22 protein-coding genes and 1 pseudogene are annotated in these 24834 nt (G+C 63.0%); 17 read left to right on the plus strand and 6 right to left on the minus strand.

Annotation, left to right across the window (positions count from 1 at the left end):
• Positions 1–118: 118 nt before the first annotated feature.
• From QLG10_RS27840 to QLG10_RS27850, 3 genes are all read right to left on the minus strand, one after another.
• Complete coding sequence (locus tag QLG10_RS27840) at positions 119–772, minus strand: peroxiredoxin (RefSeq protein ID WP_020796455.1); 654 nt, start codon at positions 770–772, stop codon at positions 119–121.
• A gap of 104 nt (positions 773–876) precedes the next feature.
• Positions 877–1821 (minus strand): aldo/keto reductase, encoded by a 945-nt coding sequence (locus tag QLG10_RS27845; RefSeq protein WP_110750531.1) that lies wholly within the window; start codon positions 1819–1821, stop codon positions 877–879.
• The gene (locus tag QLG10_RS27850) at positions 1818–3095 is read right to left on the minus strand and encodes an MFS transporter (protein ID WP_282488365.1); all 1278 of its coding nucleotides are present in this window, start codon (positions 3093–3095) and stop codon (positions 1818–1820) included. The genes QLG10_RS27845 and QLG10_RS27850 overlap by 4 nt, the downstream gene beginning before the upstream one ends.
• A gap of 51 nt (positions 3096–3146) precedes the next feature.
• On the opposite strand from QLG10_RS27850, the gene QLG10_RS27855 reads away from it, so the two are divergent.
• A complete protein-coding gene (locus QLG10_RS27855) occupies positions 3147–3935 on the plus strand; it encodes a hypothetical protein (protein ID WP_282488366.1) in 789 nt (262 codons plus the stop codon).
• Positions 3936–4134: 199 nt separating this feature from the next.
• On the opposite strand, the gene QLG10_RS27860 is transcribed toward QLG10_RS27855, so the two are convergent.
• The gene (locus QLG10_RS27860) at positions 4135–4923 is read right to left on the minus strand and encodes a DNA-binding transcriptional regulator (protein ID WP_282488367.1); all 789 of its coding nucleotides are present in this window, start codon (positions 4921–4923) and stop codon (positions 4135–4137) included.
• A 134-nt stretch (positions 4924–5057) separates the two neighbouring features.
• Between QLG10_RS27860 and QLG10_RS27865 the strand changes: the two genes are divergently transcribed.
• The 9 genes and pseudogenes from QLG10_RS27865 to QLG10_RS27905 form a co-directional block, all read left to right on the plus strand.
• Positions 5058–6716, plus strand: coding sequence for a bifunctional 3-(3-hydroxy-phenyl)propionate/3-hydroxycinnamic acid hydroxylase (locus QLG10_RS27865; RefSeq protein ID WP_282488368.1), 1659 nt, complete (start codon positions 5058–5060; stop codon positions 6714–6716).
• A 1-nt stretch (position 6717) separates the two neighbouring features.
• Positions 6718–7671 carry a 3-carboxyethylcatechol 2,3-dioxygenase gene (gene mhpB / locus QLG10_RS27870; protein ID WP_282488370.1) on the plus strand — a complete coding sequence of 318 codons (954 nt, stop codon included), beginning with the start codon at positions 6718–6720 and terminating at the stop codon, positions 7669–7671.
• A 15-nt stretch (positions 7672–7686) separates the two neighbouring features.
• On the plus strand, positions 7687–8550 hold the full coding sequence (locus QLG10_RS27875; protein ID WP_282488371.1) for an alpha/beta fold hydrolase: 864 nt from the start codon (positions 7687–7689) through the stop codon (positions 8548–8550).
• A gap of 14 nt (positions 8551–8564) precedes the next feature.
• Positions 8565–9353 carry a 2-keto-4-pentenoate hydratase gene (mhpD, locus tag QLG10_RS27880; protein WP_282488372.1) on the plus strand — a complete coding sequence of 263 codons (789 nt, stop codon included), beginning with the start codon at positions 8565–8567 and terminating at the stop codon, positions 9351–9353.
• Positions 9354–9365: 12 nt separating this feature from the next.
• Positions 9366–10301: an acetaldehyde dehydrogenase (acetylating) gene (locus QLG10_RS27885; protein WP_282488373.1), complete on the plus strand. Its 936-nt coding sequence runs from the start codon at positions 9366–9368 to the stop codon at positions 10299–10301.
• A 10-nt stretch (positions 10302–10311) separates the two neighbouring features.
• Positions 10312–11322 (plus strand): 4-hydroxy-2-oxovalerate aldolase, encoded by a 1011-nt coding sequence (gene dmpG, locus QLG10_RS27890; protein ID WP_282488374.1) that lies wholly within the window; start codon positions 10312–10314, stop codon positions 11320–11322.
• 89 nt (positions 11323–11411) lie between these two features.
• The gene (mhpT, locus tag QLG10_RS27895) at positions 11412–12620 is read left to right on the plus strand and encodes a 3-(3-hydroxy-phenyl)propionate transporter MhpT (RefSeq protein ID WP_282488375.1); all 1209 of its coding nucleotides are present in this window, start codon (positions 11412–11414) and stop codon (positions 12618–12620) included.
• A gap of 70 nt (positions 12621–12690) precedes the next feature.
• Positions 12691–13962, plus strand: a complete 1272-nt coding sequence (locus QLG10_RS27900) for an OprD family porin (RefSeq protein WP_282488376.1) — start codon at positions 12691–12693, stop codon at positions 13960–13962.
• A gap of 124 nt (positions 13963–14086) precedes the next feature.
• Positions 14087–14356: pseudogene (locus QLG10_RS27905) on the plus strand (MarR family transcriptional regulator); the annotation flags it as partial.
• Here QLG10_RS27905 and QLG10_RS27910 read toward each other — a convergent pair.
• Complete coding sequence (locus tag QLG10_RS27910) at positions 14319–15242, minus strand: LysR family transcriptional regulator (protein WP_248678930.1); 924 nt, start codon at positions 15240–15242, stop codon at positions 14319–14321. The pseudogene QLG10_RS27905 and the gene QLG10_RS27910 sit on opposite strands and share 38 nt — an antisense overlap.
• 91 nt (positions 15243–15333) lie before the next feature.
• Between QLG10_RS27910 and QLG10_RS27915 the strand changes: the two genes are divergently transcribed.
• The 7 genes from QLG10_RS27915 (at position 15334) to QLG10_RS27945 (ending at position 23467) form a co-directional block, all read left to right on the plus strand.
• Positions 15334–16776: an aldehyde dehydrogenase family protein gene (locus QLG10_RS27915; protein ID WP_282488377.1), complete on the plus strand. Its 1443-nt coding sequence runs from the start codon at positions 15334–15336 to the stop codon at positions 16774–16776.
• A gap of 13 nt (positions 16777–16789) precedes the next feature.
• Complete coding sequence (locus QLG10_RS27920; RefSeq protein ID WP_110750545.1) at positions 16790–17776, plus strand: dipeptidase; 987 nt, start codon at positions 16790–16792, stop codon at positions 17774–17776.
• A gap of 126 nt (positions 17777–17902) precedes the next feature.
• On the plus strand, positions 17903–19456 hold the full coding sequence (locus QLG10_RS27925) for a BCCT family transporter (protein WP_110750547.1): 1554 nt from the start codon (positions 17903–17905) through the stop codon (positions 19454–19456).
• A gap of 23 nt (positions 19457–19479) precedes the next feature.
• Positions 19480–21195 (plus strand): hypothetical protein, encoded by a 1716-nt coding sequence (locus QLG10_RS27930; protein WP_188265612.1) that lies wholly within the window; start codon positions 19480–19482, stop codon positions 21193–21195.
• A 1-nt stretch (position 21196) separates the two neighbouring features.
• Positions 21197–21910 (plus strand): DUF3726 domain-containing protein, encoded by a 714-nt coding sequence (locus tag QLG10_RS27935; RefSeq protein WP_188265611.1) that lies wholly within the window; start codon positions 21197–21199, stop codon positions 21908–21910.
• A 28-nt stretch (positions 21911–21938) separates the two neighbouring features.
• Positions 21939–22310 (plus strand): RidA family protein, encoded by a 372-nt coding sequence (locus QLG10_RS27940; RefSeq protein ID WP_110750553.1) that lies wholly within the window; start codon positions 21939–21941, stop codon positions 22308–22310.
• Between the two features lie 296 nt (positions 22311–22606).
• Complete coding sequence (locus tag QLG10_RS27945) at positions 22607–23467, plus strand: CAP domain-containing protein (RefSeq protein WP_282488378.1); 861 nt, start codon at positions 22607–22609, stop codon at positions 23465–23467.
• Positions 23468–23513: 46 nt separating this feature from the next.
• Here QLG10_RS27945 and QLG10_RS27950 read toward each other — a convergent pair whose 3' ends face one another.
• Positions 23514–24524 carry a GlxA family transcriptional regulator gene (locus tag QLG10_RS27950; protein WP_177411628.1) on the minus strand — a complete coding sequence of 337 codons (1011 nt, stop codon included), beginning with the start codon at positions 24522–24524 and terminating at the stop codon, positions 23514–23516.
• Positions 24525–24834 lie beyond the last annotated feature (310 nt).

Consider the following 24834-nt stretch of genomic DNA (forward strand, 5'->3'; position numbering starts at 1 on the left):
TGGCCCATCGCGGCGACCCACGGAGCAATGCCGGAGAGAGGGCATGCCGAGCCCTCGTATAGCATTCCCCCCTGTACACCGTCCCCGCAGGAGCGGTGTACAGGTCACCCACCAGGGCCTACTTGGGTTGCGGCACCACGCGCAAATACGGTTTCAGGGTCTTGAAGCCATCCGGATACTTCTTCCTCGCATCCTCATCGGAAACCGACGTCGGAATGATCACGTCTTCGCCCGGACGCCAGTTCACCGGCGTGGCGACGGTGTGCTTGGCGTTCAGTTGCAGCGAGTCGAGCAGGCGCAGCACTTCGTCGAAATTACGCCCGGCGCTCATCGGGTAGATCAGCATCGCCTTGACCTTCTTGTCCGGGCCGATGATGAACACCGAACGAACCGTGGCATTGTCCACGGCGGTGCGCTGGCCACCGCTGGCATTGGGGTGAATCATGTCGTAGAGCTTGGCCACCACCAGGTTGTCGTCACCGATCATCGGATAGTTCACCGCATGGCCCTGGGTTTCCTCGATGTCGCCGACCCAAGCGCGGTGGTCGCTGACCGGGTCGATGCTCAAGCCGACGATCTTGGTGTTGCGTTTGTCGAACTCGGGCTTCAGCCGGGCCATATAGCCAAGCTCGGTGGTGCAGACCGGGGTGAAGTCTTTCGGGTGCGAGAACAGGATGGCCCATTTGTCGCCAATCCATTCGTGGAAGTGAATCGGCCCCTCGGTACTGTCGGCGGTGAAATCCGGTGCCTCATCGCCAATGCGGATAGTCATGTTCGATCTCCTTGGTGTAATGGTCGGGGATGTCTTGCATGCTCAGGTTTTTCGGACCTCAATCAGTGTAGTCAGGAACACGCTTTTCAAAACCTTCCCTGGCGTCAATCCAGCAAAGCGATCAACTGATGACGCTGCGCATCGGTAAGCATCGGGCCGAAACCGGCGCTGGCGTTTTCCGTCATGTAGCGCGGGTTGCCGGTGCCGGGGATGACGCAGGTCACCGCCGAATGCGACAACAGGAACTTGAGTGCCAAAGGTGGCCAACTCTTGATCCCGACTTGCGCGGCCCAACCGGGCAACGGTTTGCCCTGCAACCGCGCGATCAATCCACCGCCGCCGAACGGCCGATTGCAGATCACTGCGACACCGCGGTCGCGACACAGTGGCAGGAGGCGTTTTTCGACGCCGCGATCATCCAGCGCATAGTTGATCTGCAGGAAGTCCAGCGGCTCAGCCTTGAGCACGGCCTCCACGTCGTCATAGGCCGACGCGGTGTAATGGGTGATGCCGATGTAGCGAATGCGTCCTTCTTCCTTCCACTGGCGCAGGGTCGGCAGGTGGGTTTGCCAGTCCAGCAGGTTGTGGATCTGCATCAGGTCGATGCGGTCGGTCTGCAGCAGCTTGAACGATTGCTCCATCTGCGCGATGCCTTCCTCGCGGCCACGGGTCCACACCTTGGTCGCCAGGAACGCTGGCGATCGTGGCTCGTGAATCGACAGCAGCTCGCCGGTGGTCTGCTCGGCGCGACCGTACATGGGCGAGCTGTCGATGACCTTGCCGCCCTTTTCAAACAACGCGTCAAGCACGGCTGGCAAGCTGCGGTACGCAGGATCCGAAGGCGCCACATCGAAGCCGCGATAGGTGCCAAGGCCGACAGCGGGCAATGGCTCTTTGCTGGAAGGAATGACGCGGGTCATCATGGTCTTGCCTCCTGTTCCCGCCGCTGGCGAGGTTTGCGCACCGCTCGGGCCGAGCGTGAAGACCGCCGAAGCGGCGGCAGCCAGCGTGAGTATTTGCCTGCGGGTCAAACCTTGCGCATGGCTCATGACGATTCCCTCACCGGTGGTCTGGACTCGGCCAATCGCGCCTGGCGCCTTGCCAGCCACAGGCACAACCCGCCCCACACTCCCGCCACCGGCACGACCGCCAGCGCGACCAGGCCGAACCCTGCGCCCAGGGCCGTCAAACCGGCCGACAGCCAACCACTGGCAGCGTCGCCGCCACGATAGACCAGGGTTTCGATCACATTCTTGGCCTTGTATTTTTCTTCACGGCTGACCACCGTCCACAGCACCTCACGCGCCGGCCGGACAACGCCGAACTCCACCGCGCGGCGCAGTCCCTGTGCCAATGCCACGCTGGCGGGCACCGGTGCCAGTGCCATGGCGCAAAACGCCACGACTGTCGCCAGGGGCAGCGCCAGCAACGCGCCACCTATGCCCACCAGGCGAATCAATGGCGCCGTCAGCAGCAACTGACAGATCAGGGTCAGCGCCGACACCAGCAAATCGACCACGGCGAAAAATTGCGTCCTGCTGCCTACATCAGCGTAGCTGCCAGCGACGATCCGTCCCTGCTCGAAATACAACAAAGTCGCGGCGCTGGTGTGCAGCAGCATGAAGGCCACCAACCCCAAGAGATAAGGCGAGTGCAGGATCAGCGTGATCCCGGCGAGGATGCTGCCCCCCAGGCGCCGTTCGTCCAATAACCGGTTGGCCTGCTGCGATTGCGTCCTCGCCAGCAGCCCCCGATAGCAGTGCACCGCCAGTTCCAGCAGCAGCGCCGCGCCGACGGTCAACGCCAGCGGGCCCAGACGAGTGGCCATGGTCGCCGCCAGCAAGGGCCCGATAAAGGTGCCCAGGGTGCCGCCGGCCGCGATGCAGCCGAACAGCCGTCGTCCCTGCTCGTTGGAGAAACGGTCGACCAGCACACTCCAGAAAATCGAGACGATGAACAGGTTGTAGAGGCTGATCCAGACAAAGAACACCCGCCCGACCGTCACCGGCGCTACGTGGTTGCCGATCAACAGGCCAAACACCAGCATCGACACGGCAATCGCCCGGTAAATCAAGGGGACGAAGCGCGTGGCCGGCAGCCGCGACGCCAGCGTGCCAAACACCGGCACCATCAGCAGCATCACCACGAAGGTGGCGGTGAACAGCCACTGCAACTTCTCGACGCCGCCCTCAAGGCCCAAGGCATCGCGCAACGGTCGTACCAGGTAATAGCTGGCAAGCACGCAGAAATGGAACGCGAAACCCAGGGCCAGCGCCGCTCTTTCCGCCGGCAACACGTTGAGCCACTTGAGCGCGATGGGCATCGGTGCCCTCCTTTACCGCCAGCTACACTCTGACAGCACCCGGAGCCGTCAATGCCGCCCACTAACGTTAGCCGAATGTCCCGAACACTGGTGTTACTCGTCGTCATCGTCGCCGCGCTGTACCTGGCGCTCTGCGCGGCCCTGTTCGTGTTTCAGCGCGCACTGATCTATTACCCGCAGCCCCGCGCCGTCGACTCGCCCGAGACACTGCTGACGTTGCCCGTGGACGAGGCGCAGGTGCTGGTGTCGGTGCGGTCGCATGCCGGGCCCAAGGCGCTGATTTATTTCGGTGGCAATGCCGAGGACGTCTCGCGCAGCCTGCCGGAGTTTGACCGGGCCTTTCCCGAGCATGCCCTGTACTTGCTGCATTACCGTGGATACGGTGGCAGCAGCGGTTCACCGTCCGAAGAAGCGATTGCTCGCGATGCCATGAGCTTGTTCGACAAGGTCTACGCCGACCACCCGCAGGTGGTGGTGGTCGGACGCAGCCTGGGCTCGGGGGTCGCGGTGCGCCTGGCCAGTTATCGCCCGGCGGCGAAACTGTTGCTGATCACGCCGTACAACAGCCTGGAAGAACTGGCGGAGCGCCAGTTCCGCTGGCTACCGGTACGATGGCTGCTCAAGGATAAATTCGAATCCTGGCGCTACGCCGAGCACATCACGGTGCCGACGCGCCTGATCGCCGCTGAGCACGACGAGGTGATTCCAGGCGCAAGCACCCGGCGCCTCTACAGCCATTTCCCCCCGGGCGTGGCGACGCTGCAGGTGATTGCAGGCACCGGGCACAACTCGATCGGTAATAGCCCCGAATACCTCAAGGCACTGAGGGATGGCTTGTAATCGCGTCATCGTTCTTCGCCCGTAGGAGCGAGGCTTGCCCGCGAACCAGACGCCGCGGTGTAGCTGCAAGACCCCTTGTAGGAGCAAGGCTGCCCGCCCTGGCTTTCATGAGAAACATCCTTATTGATCTTAAAGTTGGGTTTTTACCGCGATCATCTGGAAAACGCTGCATAGAACAACCATGACGCCCCCATAGCGTTCAGGCAGATGAACCGACCAACTGGCTCTGGATCTTCTGCACCATGCCTTGCATCGCCGGCAGGTAACGGCGGGCCGCTTCCTCGACGGACATCGCCTTGGCGATGTAGACCAGATTCAGGCACCCCATCAGCCTCGCCTCAAAGGTGATGGGTATCGCAATGGCCGCAATCTTGCGCTCCTGCCCCCAATGCGAGTTGTTTTCGCCATACCCTTTGGCGACGGTGTGCTGTACCAGCCGGTCGACAAAGCGGCGATCGGCAGCCAGCGGCGACTGTTCGTCGTCGCGGCTGATCATCAACTCGATCAACTCTTCGCGTTCGGCAGGCGGGCAGAACGCAAAGTAGGCACGCCCGGTGGCGGTCATCAGCAACGGCAGGCGCCGGCCGACCATGGAGCGGTGGAACGAAAGGCGGCTGAAGCGATGAGTGGTTTCGCGAATGACCATGGCGTCGCCATCCAGCGTACACAGGTCCGTCGGCCAAACCACCTCTTGCAGCAGTTCGCCGAGCAACGGCGCGGCGATCGAAGAAATCCATTGTTCATCGCGAAATCCCTCACTCAATTCGCGCACTTTGAGGGTCAGGCGATAGCTGTCATCCCACTCGCTGCGCCGCACATAACCCTCGGCCTGCAAGGTTTCCAGGAGCCGTCGGACCGTGGTCCGATGCAGCCCGCTGCGCTCGGCCAGTTGTGCGGTGCTGGCCCCGCCGTCGAAGCGATTCAAGCTGTTGATCAGGGCCAGGCCACGCATCAATCCCCGCACGGACTTGTATTCGGTCTCGCTCATTGATCTTTCCTTTTTTGTTGCAAATCAACGATGTGCACCCAGTGCACACTAACAAGGGTTGTCGTTGTCCACCAGTACCGCGATTCACATACTGCGCCCAACAAGAAATCCAAAAGCGCTGTATGGAGATACCCATGAGTCCTGCACCCTCGCCCTCCACGCTGGAACTGAGCACTGACGTCGCCATCGTCGGCGCCGGCCCGGTCGGATTGATGATCGCCAACTACCTGGGCCAATGCGGCGTGAACGTCACCCTGGTGGAAAAGCTCGACCGCCTGATCGATTATCCCCGCGCCATTGGCCTGGATGACGAAAGCCTGCGCACCTTCCAGGCAGTTGGCCTGGCCGAAAACGTACTGCCGCACACCACCCCCTGGCACGCCATGCGCTTTCTCACGCCAAAGGGTCGCTGCTTTGCCGACATCCAGCCCCGGACCGACGAGTTCGGTTGGTCGCGGCGCAACGCGTTCATTCAGCCCCTGGCCGACCGGGTGCTGTACGAAGGCTTGCAGCGCTTTAAAAACGTCAAGGTGCTGTTCAGCCGCGAACTGCAAAGCTTTGCGCAAAACGACAGCGCCGTGGTGCTCGACCTCAAGGACCAGAACGGTCGCGAAGAACGCCTGCATGCCCGTTACCTGATCGGCTGCGACGGCGGCAACAGCCTGGTGCGGCGCAGCCTGGACATCAGCTTCGAAGGCAAGACCGCGCCCAACCAGTGGATCGTCGTCGACATCGCCAACGACCCGCTGGCCACGCCACACGTTTACCTGTGCTGCGACCCGGTGCGGCCCTATGTGTCAGCCGCCCTGCCCCACGGTGTGCGTCGTTTCGAATTCATGGTCATGCCCGGCGAAACCGAAGCCGAGTTGAGCAAGCCCGAGAACATGCGCAAGTTGCTCGCCAAGGTACTGCCCGACCCCGACCGCATCGAGCTGATCCGCAGCCGCGTCTACACCCACAACGCGCGCCTGGCCGGTCGATTCCGCCAGGGCCGGGTGCTGTTGGCCGGCGACGCCGCGCACATCATGCCGGTGTGGCAGGGCCAGGGTTACAACAGCGGCATGCGTGACGCCTCTAACCTGGCCTGGAAGCTGTCGCTGGTGATCAAGGGCCTGGCCGCCGACAGCCTGCTCGACAGCTACGAACAGGAGCGCCGCGACCACGCCAAGGCCATGATCGACCTGTCCGTGCTCGCCGGCCATGTCCTGGCGCCGCCCAAGCGCTGGCAAGGCACCCTGCGCGATGGCGTGTCCTGGCTGCTCAACTACGTGCCACCGGTCAAGCGCTACTTCCTGGAGATGCGCTTCAAGCCGATGCCGCAATACACCCGTGGCGCCTTGATCGCCCCCAACGACAAGTCCTCTGCCGTGGGCAAGATGTTCATCCAGCCGCGGGTGCTGACTGAAGCGGGCGACACCCTGTTGCTCGATGAAGTGATCGGTAGCAACTTCGCGATCATTGCCTGGGGTTGCGATCCGATCTGGGGCATGAGCCGCGCGCAAGTCGAGCAATGGAGCGCCCTGGGCACGCGGTTTATCCAGGTGTTGCCAGACGTCCAGCTAAAGGCCGCCAGTGATGTGAGCCCGGGCGTGATCCGCGTCGGCGACAGCACCGGTCGTCTCAAGGAATGGTTCGCCAGTGGGTCGGCGTCCATCGCCTTGGTACGCCCGGACCGGTTCCTCGCCGGGCTGGCCATTCCGCAAACCGTCGGCCAGGCCTGCGATCAATTGGCCCTGGCGCTCAAGGCACTGCCGCAAGCGCCCGCGACGACTGTCGCCAGCCAGGTGGCTTGAGATGAGCGCTTATCTGCACTGCCTGTCGCACACCCCGCTGGTCGGCCACGTCGACCCGACGCCGCAGGTGCTGGCCGAAGTCGACGCGATGACCGCCGAAGCCCGCGAGCGCATCGCCCGCTTTGCCCCGCAACTGATCGTGCTGTTCGGGCCGGACCATTACAACGGCTTTTTCTACGATGTGATGCCGGCGTTCTGCATCGGCATGGCGGCCGATGCCATTGGCGATTTCGACACGGCCGCCGGCCCGCTGGACGTGCCCAAGGCGCTCGCCGAAGCCTGCGCCCAATCGGTCCTGGATGCTGGCGTCGACATCGCCGTGTCCTACCGCATGCAAGTCGACCACGCGTTCGCCCAGCCCCTGGAGCTGTTGATCGGCGGCTTGCAGGGCTGCCCGGTGATTCCGGTGTTCATCAATTGCGTCGCCGTGCCCCTGCCCGGTTTCAAGCGCGCCCGGCTGCTCGGCGAAGCCATCGGCCAGTGGGCGAAGTCGCTGGACAAGCGTGTGTTGTTCCTCGCCTCCGGGGGCTTGTCCCACCAGCCACCGGTGCCGGAGCTGGCCAGGGTCGATGCGCGCATGGCCGATCGCCTGATGGGCAGCGGTCGCCAGTTGCCAGCCGATGAACGCCAGGCGCGGCAGAACCGGGTCATTCAAGCCGCCCGGGACTTCGTCCAGGACCCGCACAGCCTGCACCCGCTCAACCCGACATGGGACCGGGAATTTCTCGACACCCTCGAGCAGGGTCGAGTCAGTGACCTCGATGCCCTGGGCAATGACCAGTTGTCGGCCCTGGCCGGCAAGTCCACCCATGAAGTGAAGACCTGGGTCGCCGCCTTTGCCGCGCTGTCCGCGTTCGGCCCGTATCGCACCGAAGGTCGCTACTACCGCCCGATTCCCGAATGGATCGCAGGCTTTGCCGCCCTTGGCGCCCAGCCGCTGAACAACAACTACTGAATCCAAGGAACTGTCATGACTGCCACTGCGTTCACCGAAACCTCCACCAGTCGCTTTGCCCGTATCAAGGAAGGCGAACTGGATCTGCAACTGCATTACAACGACGTCGGCCAGGGTGCTGAAACCGTGGTCATGCTCCATGGCTCAGGCCCCGGAGCCAGCGGCTGGGCCAACTTCCACCGCAACATCGAGCCCTTGGTGAACGCCGGCTATCGCGTGATCCTCATGGACTGTCCAGGTTGGAGCAAGAGCGACCCGATCGTCTGCGAGGGCTCGCGCTCGGACCTCAACGCCTGTGCGCTCAAAGGCCTGCTCGACGTACTCGACCTGGACCGCGTGCACATCCTCGGCAACTCCATGGGCGGCCATAGTGCAGTGGCATTCGCCCTCGCCAACCCTGAGCGCATCGGCAAACTGGTGCTGATGGGGGGTGGCACCGGCGGCCCGAGCGCCTTTGTCCCGCAGCCGACCGAAGGCATCAAGCTGATCGGCGCGCTATACCGCGACCCGACTATCGAAAACCTGAAGAAGATGATGAACGTGTTCGTCTTCGACGCCAGCAGCATCTCCGACGATTTGTTCCAGACTCGCCTCGACAACCTCCTCGCCCGGCGCGATCACCTGGAAAACTTCGTCAAGAGCAGCACCCTCAACCCCAAGCAATTCCCGGACTTCAGCCACCGCCTGCATGAAATCAAGGCGCAAACCCTGCTGGTCTGGGGTCGCGAAGATCGCTTCGTGCCCATGGACACCGGCCTGCGCCTGCTGGCCGGCCTGCCCGACGCGCAATTGCATGTGTTCAACCGCTGCGGCCACTGGGCCCAGTGGGAACACGCCGAGACGTTCAACCGCCTGGTCCTGGACTTCCTGACCCACTGATCACCGAGGTCGACATGAACCCTATTCAAGACACCCTGGAACAGCTCGCCACCGACCTGCGTCAGGCTGAAACCCGCCACGAAGCCATTGCGCCACTGCGCGAGCAGATTGGTGAAGACAATGCCGAGGCGGCCTACACCATCCAGCGCCTCAATGTTGCCCACGGTGTGGCCAGCGGCCGGCGTGTGGTCGGGCGCAAGATCGGCCTGACCAATCCCAAGGTCCAGGCGCAACTGGGCGTCGATCAGCCGGACTTCGGCACCCTGTTCGCCGACATGTGCTATGGCGATAACCAAACCGTACCTGTTGCCCGCGTACTGCAACCGAAGATTGAAGCCGAAATCGCCCTGATCCTGCAGCACGACCTACCCCGTGCCGACACCACGTTTGCCGACCTCATGGCCGCCGTCGGCGGCGTGGTGCCTGCACTGGAAATCGTCGGCAGCCGGGTCCAGGGCTGGAACATTCGCTTCGTCGATACCGTGGCCGACAATGCCTCCAGCGGCTGCTTCGTGCTCGGCGGCCCGGTCCGTCGCCTCGATGGTCTGGACTTGCGCGAGGCCAGCATGCGCATGACCCGCAACGGCGAAGAAGTCTCCAGCGGCAGCGGCGCCGAATGCCTCGGTCATCCCCTCAACGCCGCCGTGTGGCTGGCTCGCACCATGGCAAGCCTGGGCGATCCGCTACGGGCCGGCGACATCATTCTGACCGGCGCACTCGGGCCGATGGTCGCGGTCGCTGCCGGCGACCGGTTTGAAGCCGAGATCGAGGGTATCGGTCGTGTCGCGGTCGACTTTGCATAAGGGGCAACAACCATGAACAAACTCAAAGTCGCCATCGTCGGCTCCGGCAACATCGGCACCGACCTGATGATCAAGATCCTGCGCAATGCCCAACACCTGGAAATGGCGGTGATGGTCGGCATCGACCCGGCCTCCGACGGCCTGGCCCGGGCCCAGCGCATGGGCGTGGCCGTCACCCACGAAGGCGTCGAAGGCCTGACCCGCATGGACGTGTTCAAGGACATCGACTTCGTCTTCGATGCCACCTCGGCCGGGGCCCATGTGAAGAATGACGCCTTCCTGCGTTCCATCAAACCCGGCATCCGCCTGATCGACCTGACGCCGGCGGCCATCGGCCCGTACTGCGTGCCGGTGGTCAACCTGGAGCAGAACCTCAGTCAGCTCAACGTCAACATGGTCACCTGTGGAGGCCAGGCGACCATCCCAATGGTCGCCGCAGTATCGCGGGTGGCCAAGGTGCACTACGCGGAAATCGTCGCCTCGATTGCCAGCAAGTCCGCCGGCCCCGGCACCCGCGCCAACATCGACGAATTCACCGAGACCACCTCCAGGGCCATCGAAGTGATCGGTGGCGCGAGCAAGGGCAAGGCGATCATCGTCATGAACCCGGCCGAACCGCCGCTGATGATGCGCGACACGGTGTTCGTGTTGTCCGAGGCGGCGGACCCGGCGCTGGTCGAGGCCTCCATCGTCGAGATGGCCGCCGCCGTGCAGGCCTACGTGCCGGGCTATCGCCTGAAGCAAAAAGTGCAGTTCGACGTGATCCCGCAAGACGCGCCGCTGCACATCCCCGGCCTGGGCCAATTCTCCGGCCTCAAGACCTCGGTGTTCCTCGAAGTCGAAGGCGCCGCCCATTACCTGCCAGCCTACGCCGGCAACCTCGACATCATGACCTCCGCAGCCTTGGCCACCGCCGAGCGCATGGCGCAGTCGATGCTTAACGCCTGAGGAGCCTTTCATGAACGGCAAGAAACTCTACATCTCCGACGTGACCTTGCGTGACGGCAGCCACGCGGTGCGCCACCAGTACTCCCTGCAGAACGTGCAGGACATCGCCCGCGCGCTGGACAAGGCCCGCGTCGACTCGATCGAAGTCGCTCACGGCGACGGCCTGCAAGGCTCGAGCTTCAACTACGGCTTTGCCGCACACACTGACCTGGAGTGGATCGAGGCCGCGGCCGATGTGATCCAGCACGCCAAGATCACCACCTTGCTGCTGCCCGGCATCGGCACCGTGCATGACCTCAAGGCCGCCTACAACGCCGGGGCCCGGGTGGTGCGCATCGCCACCCATTGCACCGAGGCGGACGTCTCGAAACAGCACATCGAATACGCCCGCGAGCTGGGCATGGACACCGTCGGTTTCCTGATGATGAGCCACATGATCCCGGCCGAGCAGTTGGCCGCCCAGGCCAAGCTGATGGAAAGCTACGGCGCGACCTGCGTGTACATGGCCGACTCCGGCGGTGCGATGAACATGCAGGATGTGCGCGAGCGTTTCCGCGCGTTCAAGGCGGTGCTCAAGCCAGAAACCGAGACTGGCATGCATGCGCACCACAACCTGTCGCTGGGCGTGGCCAACTCGATCACGGCGGTCGAGGAAGGTTGCGACCGCATCGACGCCAGCCTCGCGGGTATGGGCGCCGGCGCCGGTAATGCACCGCTGGAAGTGTTCATCGCCGCCGCCGAACGCCTGGGCTGGAACCACGGCACCGACCTGTACACGTTGATGGACGCCGCCGACGACATCGTCCGCCCGCTGCAGGACCGTGCGGTGCGGGTCGACCGCGAGACCCTGGCGTTGGGTTACGCGGGCGTTTATTCGAGCTTCCTGCGCCACGCCGAAATCGCCGCTGCCAAATACGGGTTGAAGACCCTCGACATCCTCGTCGAGCTGGGCAAGCGGCGCATGGTCGGCGGCCAGGAAGACATGATCGTCGACGTCGCGCTGGACCTGCTCAAGCGCTGACGTCACACAACCTTGTAGGAGCGAGCAGGCTCGCTCCTACAAGGTCGACCCTCTGTTTGCCATAACAACAATAAAACGGGTACATCCCCATGACATCGCTGAACGTGACAACCCCGCTGTACCTGGCGCGGACCATCGGTCTGTGCTTCCTCGTCGCCCTGATGGAAGGCCTCGACCTGCAAGCGTCAGGGATCGCCGCCCAAGGCATGGCGGCTGCGTTTGAACTGGACAAGCTGCACATGGGCTGGGTCTTCAGCGCCGGGATCTTCGGTCTGCTGCCCGGTGCCTTCTTCGGCGGCCTGCTGGCCGATCGCATCGGGCGCAAACGCGTGCTGATGGCCTCGGTAGCCCTGTTCGGGCTGTTCTCGTTGCTCACGGCCATGGCCTGGGACTTCAACAGTTTGCTGATCGCCCGGTGCCTGACTGGCGTGGGCCTGGGTGCCGCCCTGCCCAACCTGATCGCCTTGAGCAGCGAAGTGGCGGGGCCACGCCTGCGCGGCACTGCCGTGAGCCTGATGTACTGTGGCGTACCGCTGGGTGCGGCAATGGCGGCCAGCATCGGTATCGCCGACCTGGCCGGCGGCTGGCAGGTGGTGTTCTACGTCGGTGGCGTGGTGCCCCTGTTGATCGTGCCGCTGCTTGGACTTTACCTGCCGGAGTCGGCGCAGTTTCTTGGGCGGGCCCAGGACACCGCTCCACGCGGAGTGGTCCGCGGCCTGTTCCGGGAAGGCGCGGCGCTGTCGACCGCGATGATCTGGGTCAGCTATTTCTTTACGCTCATGGTGGTCTACATCCTGATCAACTGGCTGCCCAGCCTGTTGATCGGCCAAGGCTTCAGTGGTGCCCAGGCGAGCTGGGTGATGCTGGCGCTGCAGTTCGGTGCGGCAGCCGGCACCCTGTCGCTTGGTTGGGTGATGGACCGGTTGCCAGCCTGGGCGCTGTCCGCGTTGATCTATGTCGGCCTGCTCGCCTCACTGACTGCACTGGGCATGGCGAGCCAACTGCAAAGCATGTTGCTGGCCGGTTTCGTCGCCGGTTTCTTCGCCACTGGCGGGCAATGCGTACTGTATGCCCTGGCACCGCATTTCTATCGTCCGTCGGTACGCGCCACGGGCGTCGGCAGCGCCGTCGCCATCGGCCGTTTGGGCGCCATGAGCGGCCCCTTGGTGGCCGGCAAAATGCTCGCGCTGGGTACCGGCACCGCTGGAGTGATGATGGCTTCGGCGCCGGGGATCGTCATCGCGGCATTGGCGATGTTTTACCTGTCGGTACGACGCAACGGCGCTCAAGCCGACTGACCCCCTGACCGCATTTGCCCGCGTCGAGTCGGCGCGGGTACTCCCCACAACAATAAAAGTGAACACTGCCATGCTCAGGAATATTCTCAGGGCGCTCAGCGCTTGCGCCTGCGTTTTGTCCGTTGGCCAGGCTTGCGCCGCGGGTTTTGTCGACGACAGCCACGCCGATCTGGTTGTGCGCAACTATTACTTCGACCGCAATTACGTGAACGCCACGCCCCAGGCGGCCGCTCGCGAATGGGCGCAAGGTTTCATCCTCAACCTGCGTTCGGGCTACACCCAAGGGCCAGTCGGGTTCGGCCTTGACGCCCAGGGACTCTTGGGCGTGCGCCTGGACTCTGCACCGGACCGCACCGGTACCGGCTTGCTGCCCTTCGACCCCGCCACCCGTTCACCTGCCAGCGAGTACTCGGAGCTGGGCCTGACCGCCAAGGCCAGGGCTTCCAATAGCGAGTTGCAATTGGGCACCATCAGCACCTTCCTGCCGATCGCCTTCGCCAGCCCTACCCGCCTGCTGCCGCAGACCTTCCGTGGCGCCTATCTCAAGTCCCGGGAAATAGACGACCTGACCGTGCACGCCGGCTGGCTGGATCGCATCAACCTGCGCGATTCCACCGACTACCAGAAGATGACGGTAGCCTCACCCAACGGGCGCTTCAATGGCGCTGCCGAATCAGACCGCTTCACCTTCCTCGGCGGCGACTATGCCTGGTCGCCGCAACTGACCCTCAAGTACTACCATGCCGATCTCGCTGGCCTGTACCGCAAGGATTTCTACGGTCTGGTCGACAATCGCCCGATGGGGCCCGGCAGCCTGAAAACCGACGTGCGCCTGTTCGTCACCGGTGAAGATGGCGCCGCCAAGGCCGGCCCGGTGGACAACCGCAACGCGGCCTTGATGCTGACGTACAGCCTGGGGGCGCATAAATTCGGCGCTGGCTACATGCAACTGACCGGCAAGACCGCCATGCCCTACCTGTTCGGCACCGAGCCGTTGGTCATTACCGAAGGCACCTTGAGCTCGGAGTTCCTCAACCCCAAGGAGCGCAGTTGGCAGGTGCGTTACGACTACAACTTCGTGGGCATGGGCTTGCCGGGCCTCAATGGTGTGTTGCGCTACGTGCGTGGCGACAACATCGAGTTGCCCAAGTTGGGCGGCTCGGACCTGACGGAAAGCGAAAAGGATATCGAGTTGTCCTATGTGTTGCAGGGCACCCCGCTCAAGGGCCTGGCCGTGCGCGTGCGCAACGCCTGGTATCGCAACGACTTTGCCGCGCAGGCCAGCCACCGCGATGACAATGAACTGCGGGTGAACATCGACTACACGTGGAAGCTTTTGTAGGTGTAGGAGCGAGCATGCTCCGGGCCACGTTCCGACGAAAAACCTGAGGGCGCCGCAGGGCATCAGGTTTTTCGCGTCATCGTTTACGACCATCGCGAGCATGCTCGCTCCTACAGGTGATGGGGTGGTCGATGAAGCGAAGATCGTGCAGCACATGAATCAGGCGGGCTATGAAGCCGAGGTGTTTTTTCGCTCGTCCGGCGATCAGGAAATCGTCGCCCACAACTGCGTGTTCCACCGTCTCGCCGCCGCGCACCCGGTCGTTTGTGAACTGGACCTGGCGTTGATCGGGGCGCTGGGCGACGCTGAAGTCGAGCACAGCGAATGCATGGTGCGCGGCGGCAATGTCTGTCGTTTCAAACTACGGCCGGGGGAGCCTGCGCCCCATCACTGACCTGCCCGGGCATCTGCATCTGCGCCCGCAGGAACCCCATCAACTCGGCCGCTGCCGGCGACAGGCTATGACCCTTGCGGCACAGGATGCCGATCTGGCGCTCCACCCGGGGCTCGGCCAAGGGTAAAAACACCAGCTGTTCATTGCCCTTGGGAAACGCCAGGGACGGCAAAGTGGTGATGCCGATGCCTTCTTCGAGCATCGCGATCAGCGAAATCATGTTGGAGACGAACAGCAGGCTGCTGTCGAGCAAGCCTGCCGCGTCCGTTCCCGCCAGCAGGCGCGAAGTGCCGTTGCGCACCAGCGGGTAGGCTTGCAGGCTGGACCAGTGCAGCGCCCCGCCGCTAGCCACCAGCGGATGATCATGCCGGCAGACCACCCCGACCTGGTCACTCAGGATCGGCACGAACTCGATGTTGTCATCCGCCACCCACACGCTGCTGATGGCAAAGTCCACCTGCCCCTGGACCAACAACTGCTGCACGCTGTCGGCCGTGCCGTCCTGGATGCTGATCTGCATTTTCGGGTGCTCGCTCACAAACCGCGCGAGCAGGTTCGGCAACAGGCGGCTGGCCACCGACGGCACCGTGGCAATGCTCACCTGGCCGATTTCGTGCCGCGCCAGCAGGCTCACTTCCCGGGCGATGCGATCGTGATGGGCGAGCAAATCCTGGAACAGCGGCAGACAGTGCGCACCGAATGGCGTCAGCTCGGTTTTACCGCCCTTCTCGAACAGTGGCTGGCCGAGCTTCTGTTCGAGCTCGCGCACGGCCAACGACAACGCCGGTTGCGTGCGATACGCCTGCCGGGCCGCGCCGTGGAAGCTTTTGAGCTGGGCGACGAGCACGAAATAACGCAATTGAGTGATCTTGAGCTCGGGCAACACGGTTAGTTTTCCTTATCGTTTTATATTTATTATTAATTTTTATTTGCAGAGTAATACTCTCAAGATGGGGCCAACGCAATCGGAGGTTCCCATGGCACTGCAACCCTGCAAAAACTACATTGGCGGCAACTGGTGCGAAGGCCAGGGCCTTGTCGCCAACCACAGCCCTTCGGACGTCGAAGACCTGATCGGGCACTACCACCAGGCCAGCGCCGAACAGACCCTGGACGCCATCGCGGCCGCCCGTGACGCCCAGCCGCAATGGGCCGCCACTGGCCTGGAACAACGCCAGCAAATCCTGATGTCCATCGGCGACGAGCTGATGTCGCGCAAGCAAGAGCTCGGCGAACTGCTCTCGCGCGAAGAAGGCAAGCCGCTGGCCGAGGGCATCGGTGAGGTCCATCGCAGCGCGCAATTCTTTCACTATTACGCCGCCGAAGTGTTGCGCCAGATGGGCGAGACGGCAGCCTCGGTTCGCCCCGGGATCGAGATCGACGTCCAGCGCGAACCGGTGGGCGTGGTCGGCATCATCACCCCATGGAATTTCCCGATGGCCACCGCCGCGTGGAAGATCGCCCCAGCCCTGGCCTTCGGTAACGCCGTGGTGTTCAAGCCGGCCAACCTGGTGCCTGCCAGCGCCTGGGCCCTGACCGAGATCATCAGCCGCCAGCCCTTGCCCGCAGGCACTTTTAACCTGGTGATGGGCAGCGGCAGCGTGGTCGGTGAAAGCCTGATCCAGTCGGCCGATATCGATGCGCTGACGTTCACCGGTTCCCTGCAGACCGGTCGCCGCGTCGCGGTTGCAACCGCCGGCAACCTGGTGCGCTGCCAACTGGAGATGGGCAGCAAGAACGCCCTGGTGGTGCTCGACGATGCCGACCTGGACATCGCCGTCGAATGCGCCTTGAACGGTGCCTTTTTCGGCACCGGGCAAAAGTGCACCGCCTCCTCGCGCCTGATCGTTTGCGATGGCATCCATGACCGGTTCGTCGAGGCGCTGGTCGCGCGCATGCGCCAGCTGAAAGTCGGCCATGCCCTTGAGCAAGGAACACAGATTGGCCCCGTTGCCGAAGCTCGCCAACTGCAACAGAACCTTGATTACCTGCAGCTGGCCAAGGCAGACGGCGCGACCCTGGTCGAAGGCGGCGAGTTGCTCGCCCTGGAACCGGCCGGGCACTACATGCGCCCCGCGCTGTTCACCCACACCACCAACCAGATGCGCATCAACCGCGAAGAAGTGTTCGGACCGATTGCCTGCGTGATCCGGGTGAGCGACTACGAGCAAGCCCTGGCCGTATTGAACGACACCGAATACGGCCTCACCGCCGGGATCATCACCCAATCGCTGCGTTATGCCAGTGACTTCAAGCGCCGCGCCCGCACCGGTTGCGTGATGGTCAACCTGCCCACCGCCGGCACCGATTACCACGTGCCGTTCGGCGGCCGCAAAAACTCGAGCTTCGGTCCGCGCGAGCAAGGGCAATACGCCCGCGAATTCTACACCGTGGTCAAGACCACCTACGTGCGACCTTGAACGGGAGATCACCATGCACGATTTATTGATGATCGATGGCCTGCAATATTCCAACTGGAGCGAAGACATCTTCCGCCAGATGCAGGAAGGTGGCCTGAGCGCAGTACACGCCACCATCGCCTACCACGAGAACGCCCGGGAAACCCTGTCGCGCATCGGCGAGTGGAACCGCCGTTTCGAAACCTGGCCGCAGCTGATTCGCCCGGTGCGTGAGGCCTCGGACATCCGCCTGGCCCACCAGGAAGGCCGCGTCGGTATTTTCTTCGGGTTCCAGAACTGCTCGCCTATCGAAGACGACATCAGCCTGGTCGAAGTCTTCCGCCAGCTCGGCGTGTTGATCATGCAGCTGACCTATAACAACCAGAGCCTGCTGGCCAGCGGCTGTTACGAGAACGAAGACAACGGCATCAGCCGCTTTGGTCGCCAGGTCATCGCCGAGATGAACCGCGTCGGCATGCTCATCGACATGTCCCACAGCGCCGAGCGCAGCACCCTTGAAGCCATTGAGCTGTCGAGCCGGCCGGTGATCGTCTCCCACGCCAACCCGTCGAGTTTCCACGCCGCCAAACGCAACAAGTCCGATGCCGTGCTGCGCGCGATTGCCGAGTCTGGCGGCCTGCTCGGCTTCAGCACTTACCCGTTCCACCTCAAGGGTGCCTCGGGCTGCAGCCTGGAATCGTTCTGCGACATGGTTGCCAGCACGGCCGAACTGATGGGCGTGGAGCATATCGGCATCGGCACCGACCTGTGCCAGCAGCAACCCCTGCAAGTACTTGAATGGATGCGCAACGGGCGCTGGAGCAAAGACAAGGACTACGGCGAAGGCTCCAAGGACAACGCCCACTGGCCGTCACCGCTGCAATGGTTCCGCGACAGCCGGGATTTCCCGGTCATCGCCCAGGGCCTGCGCGACCGTGGGTTCGCCGAGGACGAGGTACGCAACATCATGGGGCTCAACTGGTTGCGTCTGCTGGAAAGCGCGACACCTGCGCAAAACTGACCTTTGATCCACTGACCCTGGTTTCACACCGTGAGGACAGCACAGCATGAAAAATAACAACAATAGCCTCCCGTTCATCCCCCAAACCGGCGGTGCACAGCCCCAGGCGCGTATTTTGGAGGCATCATGAAAACATCCGACACCCTGCAGGCCGACGTCCAGCCACTGGACCTTGCGCCGCCGAAAACAAACATCGACTGGCCACTGTTCCTGATCAGTGGCGGCTTCCTCGGCGCTTTCCTGATCGCAGCCCTGGTCAACATCGAGGGTGTGTCGCTACTGGTGAACACGCTGTTCGCCTGGTCGACGAAGTTCTTTGGCTTGTACTGGCAGATCCTGATGCTGGCGACCTTCGCCATGAGCCTGTTCATCTGCTTCAGCAAGTGCGGCCGCGTCAGGCTCGGCGGCGTCGACCGACGTCCCGATACCAGTACTTTCAACTGGATCGCCGTGATCATGTGCGCCCTGCTCGCCGGTGGGGGTGCCTTCTGGGCGGCGGCGGAACCGATGATGCACTTCGCCAGTCCGCCACCGCTGTTCGCGGGCATGCAACCGCATACCGAAGCGGCAGGCCACACCGCGCTCGCGCAATCGTTCGTGCACTGGGGCTTCCTCGCCTGGGCGGTTTTGGGCAGCTTGCTGGCCATTGTGCTGATGCACTTGCACTACGACAAAGGCTTGCCACTGGCACCGCGAACCTTGCTCTATCCACTGTTCGGTGAACGTGCACTCAAGGGGCCGATTGGTACCCTGGCCGACGCCACGTCGATTATCGCCGTGGTCGCCGGCACCATCGGCCCGATCGGTTTCCTCGGCCTGCAGATCAGCAGCGCGTTGCACTCGGTGTGGGGCATTCCCAACGACCTGATGGTGCAGTCCATCACCATCGTGCTGGTCACGGTGATGTACACCATCTCCTGCCTGGTCGGGCTCGAGGGAATCCGCTTCGTCAGCGGGATCAACGTCTGGCTGATGATTGGCCTGGCAGTGTTCATGGTACTGCTGGGGCCCACTGCGTTCATCCTCGGCGGTTTCCCCACGGCGTTCGCCTTGCACATCGAACAGTTCATCCCGATGACCCTGTTCCGTGCCGACCCGAAATGGCTCGACTGGTGGACGGTGTTCTACTGGGGCTGGTTCATCGGTTACGCGCCGATGGTGGCGCTCTACGTGGCGAAGATCTCCCGGGGCCGGACCATTCGCGAAGTGATCATGACCCTGTCGATCATCGCCCCGCTGGTGACCATGTTCTGGTTCACCATCGTCGGTGGCGCCGGCATCGGCATGGAATTGCAAACCCCGGGCATCGTCACCGCCCACGGCGCGCAACCGGAAGACCTGCTGCTGGGCGTGACCCAGAACCTGCCCTTGGGCGGATTGATCTCGGCGCTGTTCCTGTTCCTGAGCTTCATCTCGGTAGCCACCAATGGCGATGCCATGGCCTTCACCGTGGCGATGGCGATGTCCGCGAATGACAAACCCAAGGCATGGCTGCGCGCCTTCTGGGCGATCGGCATGGGCCTGGCCGCCGTGGTGCTGATCACCATCGGCTCGGGTGGGGTCACGGCGCTGCAATCCTTTATCGTCATCACTGCCGTACCGGTTTCGCTGCTGATCCTGCCGTCGCTCTGGGATGCACTGCGCATCGCCCGGCAGATGGCTCGTGAACAGGCAGTCTGATAATGAACAATCCAGGAATCGCAATGATGTCGCACACCGACACAGACACCTCTTCGGCCTTGCGCCCCGCCGCCCGGGTCATGGACCTGGAACGGCTGGGCAGTCACTTCCAGAGCCGCCTGAGTTTCGTGCGCAGCAGCATGCGCAAGATGATGAACGAGCAATGGCGTATCGAGCGCACTCGCTTCGATCTCGACACCGAGGGCTTCGGCACGGCGATCTATCGGATCGACACCGCCAGTGCCCACTATCATTGCGTGATTTTCTCGATGTACCTGCCGCCGGAAAAACGCAGTGACCGGGTCATCGCCGATCAGTGGGACGTCAGCTTCGTGCTGTTGGCCGGCGATGTCGACGAGGCGCAACTGGCCGACTTGCGGCGTAACGTACCGTTGCAGGAAGCCGGGCGTTTCGATGCGCGGGTACTGGTGCTGTCACGGGCCAACCGCAGCCTGCGCAACTTCGAGCGCTTCCTCGGGGCGCTGGCGGAAGGTTGCCAGCCAGACCCACGGCAACTCGCCGAGGTCGGCTACCTGTATCGCACGACCGCCGTGTACGGCAACGGCAAGTTCGGCATCGCCGACTTCAGTTGCCTGCAAGGCAATGCCGACTTCACCCAACCGTTCAGCGCGCAGATGTTCACCGTGTACCTGCTGCGACATTTCAGCATCGAGCAGATCGAGCACATGGCCCGGGCGCGCAATCCGCAACGGGCGGTCGGGTTGGACATCGAGCTGCAACGCTACCTGGGGGTCGGCAACTCCACCGGGCTGGGCATGGCGCCCTTCCTGATCAATCACCCTCAACTGGTCAATCAGTGGGTGTGTGCCCGTGAAACCGCACTGGCGAAGGTGGTGGCTCAACCGGCTGACGTGCACCGCGCGCAGCGTTTCCAGGCACTGCTGCAGCGGGCTCGGCAACACCTGCAACAAACCAGCACCGAGGATCAACGGCAAAGTGCGATCGATCGGCAGACGTTGGACGATCTCGGCCGATTGAGCGAGTGGTTCGCCTGTCAGCCTGTCAGCGCCGAACTGTGGTCACGGCTGCAAGACTGGGCCGAGCTGAATGCCGGTTTTGGCTGCCAGGAATTGCTGGTCAGCCTGCTGCTGGAGCTGTACCCCGAACAGGTCGATCCGCTGGCCGAGCAGATGTCGGTCAACGAGGGCTTTCGCCTGAACGCCGAGATGCCGCTGGACGCGCTGTGCAACCTGATCGAGACCCACTACCGCTGGGCGCTCGACTACGACCTTGAAGGGGCCGAGGCCAACCACTTCTTCTGGTATCGCTCGGCGGAAAAGGAAGAGCCGCGCCTGGGCGAGCGTGCCATGGAGCCTGGCGCGGAAAAGGAAATGCAATTGGGCATCGCCCACAACCTCCAGCGTTGCCACCGTGCCTTGCTGGCCTACCGCGAACGCCATCCGCAGCAATTGACCGCGCATTTCCTGCTCGCCCAGCCGTCGTTCAAAGGCACCGTATGCCGGCTGCAGGGCATGGCCCGTTGCGCCTTCGGGGAAATCCGCGCCAACCTGATGGACCGCAACATGCTGCCGATCCACTTGCTGCGTTGCAAACTGGCGTTCTTCGGCGCCGGCAAGTTCGACCCCAAGTCCAGCCGCTGGGTGCGCATCACCTTGTTCCAGGGTGCGCCACTGGTCAGTGAGATTGGCCAGCCTTTCGCCGATGACTGGAATTTCGCCGTGATGCCGACACTGCCCACCGCTGCCGGAGAACACTGATATGCGCGTCTCGCTCAATGAAATCCAGGTGATCTGCCGCAAGGCCTTCGAGGGTATCGGCTTCGCCCCCGGTGACTGCGACGACGCCGCCGAGATGATCGCGCGCCTGCAACTGCAAGGCCTCGATGGCATCGGCGCGTTGAAAAAGGCCTTGGCCTTTCTCCACGACGAAGTCGATCGCCCGATCGAAACCTGCTACGAAGATGCCGCGCAGTTAACCCTCGATGCCCACGGCCAAAGTGTCTTGCGCTGCGCCGCCCAGGCGGTCGAGCTAGGTGTCGGCAAGGCCTTGCGCGGCGGCAGTGCGTTGATCCGCATCCGCCATTGCCATAACCGTGTCTTGCTGCTCGGCTACCTGGCGCGCTGTGCCTCGGACGCGCTGAATTTTTGCGTGTACTGGCGCGATGCACGCCAGGAAATGGTTGCCACGTTCAGCGCCGGGCAAACCCACCCGACCCTGCGGGTGTATGACCTGCCCCAACCGGCGCAGAGCGACGAACAAAGCATCAATGTGCTGATCTCCAGGCACTTCGCGCTGCTGCCGCGACTCAGTGCCGAGGATGCCCTGCTTGCCACCTACCCGCAGCCCGCAGAGGGGCTGGTCGTCGACGATGACGTCTGGACCCAACTGAAAAAACTGGGCGAACGGGTGCTGGTGGAAAGCACCGAGGAGTCGCGTCGGCGCGGTGCTGGCGAAAGCAGCGATGCCCAATAAAACCTTGTATTGCTCCAGGAATCAATCAATGAAACACGCGATCAAGACTGACCTTTTCGCCTCCCGCGCGCCACTGGAATGGGCGGTGGTCGGCAATGGCACGCTGTACACCGCACAGATCCCCATTGACCGCGAGGGTCAGGTCGTCAGTGGCGGCATCGAGGCGCAAACCCGGCAGACCCTGGACAATCTGCGCCATACCCTGCAAGCCGCCGGCAGCACCCTGGACGCGGTTACCCAGGTGCTGATCTACGTCACTGACCGCAGCTACCTGGCGACGGTGAACGCGATCTATGGCGAGTATTTCCAGGCCCCCTACCCCAATCGCGCGGCCATCGTCGTGGCCGGGTTGGCTCGGGAGGAGATGTTGGTGGAACTGGTGGTGTACGCCTGCCTCTGACGGCCCACCAATTGCTGCGGCAACGGCCACTTAGGGTTTGATGAAAACCCTGTGGGAGCGAGCCTGCTCGCGATGGTCGTCAACGAAAACGCTGGCTGCCTGACACCCCGCGGTGCTTGCTCCTCCATCGCGAGCAGGCTCGCTCCCACAGAGTCGCCCCATACCCTTCGTCGGGTGCACGATCCGGCAAACAAAACGCCTCCCCGCCGCCTTGAACCTTGTCCCAAGACGCCAGTCTTAGACGGGCATTTTTTCCACCTCCCCATCGTTGTCATCTCACCAGAGCTGTCCGCACCATGCGCCCAACCGCCCTCGCCTTGCGCTTCACTTCGCTGTGCCTGTTGACCTCGCTGCCCCTGATTTCCACCCCCGCCCACGCCGGCGCGGAGCGACAATTGGTGGACGCCATCAACGATTACCGAGCCCATCCGGAAGATTGTGCACGGCGTCCCGCCCAACGCTTGTCACCGCTGGCCCTGAAGTCGAGCCTGGCCTTGCCGGTCGGCTACGGCGGTGGCTTGCGCGACCGCTTGAAAGCTTCCGGGTACCAGGCCGTGGCGGTGCGCTCCATTCGCGTGGTGGGTGCCCAAGATGCCGAGGAGGCCTTCGAGATGCTGCAGAGTGATAATTGCGCCGCCTTGCTGGATAACCAGTACGCCGACATTGGTGTCAGTCGCAGTCGCGGTGAATGGCAAGTGTTGCTGGCGCGACCCGTGCTGGACAATCAGGTGGTCGACCCGCGCAGTGTCGGTAAAACCTTGCTCGCCCAGGTCAATGCCGCCCGGGCCAAACCGCGCCTGTGCGGTCGCCAGCGCTTTGCCGCCGCGCGGCCCTTGGCCTGGAATGCCAGCCTCGGCGCGGCGGCGCAAGGGCACAGCAAAGCCATGGCCTACGGCAATTACTTCGCCCACCGCGACCCCGATGGCGACATGCCCGCCGACCGCGCGCGCGCCGCAGGTTTCCGTGGCCGACAGATTGGTGAAAACATCGCCGCCGGCCAAGGTTCACCGAACAAGGCCATGGCCGGCTGGCTGGCCAGCCCTGGGCATTGCGCCAACCTGATGAACCCGATTTTCACCCAGGTGGGTGCCGCCTATGCGACGGACGCACGCAGTGATCAAGGCGTTTACTGGACGATGCTGTTCGGCGCGCAATGACCGCTGCACCGGACATCATCGCGATGCCCGGTGCCCCAGCAAGCCGTTACTTCACCAGCCGGGTTTCCCGAGACGGCCGATAACCGAAATAGGCGCTGTAGCACTTGCTGAAGTGGCTCGGTGATACGAAACCGCAGGCCACCGAGACTTCAACGATGGTCAGCGTGGTGTGCTGCAGCAATCGACGCGCCTCGGTGATGCGCAAATCCATGTAGTAGCGCTGGGGTGTCGTGCCCAGTTGCTCCTTGAACAGCCGCTCGATCTGCCGGCGCGACCGCCCCGCATACAGACAGAGCGCCTCCATCTCCAGCGGCTCTTCCAGATTGGCGTCCATCAGATTGACCACCTCCCTCAGCGGGCCACTGACGGACACATTCAAGGTGGGTTTGATGCGCCGGTAACGGGACGCTTCAAATGCGAGGATATCTTCGATACCGTCAGTCAACGCCTTGTCATGCAAACCCCTGATCCACTCCAGCGCCATGTAGAAAGCCCCCGTTGGACTGGACGCTGTCAGGCGGTCGCGATCCACCACATAGGCCTCGCTGGTGACCTGGCTGAGCCTGGCGATTTCCGCCAGCGCCGGACGATGCTCCGGGTGTATGGCGCAGCGATAGCCGTCGAGCAAACCGGCTTGCCCGAGAAACCAGGCGCCATTCCAGATGCCAGCCAGCGTAACCCCCTGTTCGGCGGCGTCGCACAACAAGCCAGTCAGCGCCTCGTCTGCCTTGAGGGCCGTGCGGTAGCCGCCACAGACAACCAACAGGTCCAGCGCGTGTATTTCGACCGGGTCCAGGCGCGCATCGGGTCGAATCACCAACCCCAGGTCGCTGACGACTTCCCCTTCGGACAACCCGAAGGTTTTCGTCGAAAACAGCTCGGGTCGCAACAGGTTGGCGGTGACGATGGTGTCGAGCGCCTGGGTGAACGCCGGCAAGGAAAAATGTTCCAGCAACAGGAAGCCGGCCCGAGCCCTGACGGACTGGCCTTCATGGTCTTTGAGATAGCGAAGGTTTTTACCCTTCATGGCACCGCTGAACTGACGTCGCTCTACCAACGTTCGCCTCGCCTTTCGTGTTGATCAGGATGAGATATTTCCCGCATCGATAGCCGTCTCTCGCGGCGGCTATCGATGCGCGCTCTGTTTACGCCAGTTGTACCCTATGAGCAAGCGCAATGCTGTTCACTTAACCATGAGGTTGTGTATATAAACTTGGAGGTGTACATATCCATTCCTGCGGTAACGGCCACCTCGGGTTTCGCCCTTACGGCGACTCACTTTTCCAAACGCCGAAAAGTAAGCAAAAGGCTTTGCCCCACCACTCGGTGCCTCGCTAGGGCTCGGCATGCCCTCTCTCCGGCATTGC

Source organism: Pseudomonas sp. V98_8 (genome assembly GCF_029967975.1).
Taxonomy (GTDB): domain Bacteria; phylum Pseudomonadota; class Gammaproteobacteria; order Pseudomonadales; family Pseudomonadaceae; genus Aquipseudomonas; species Aquipseudomonas umsongensis.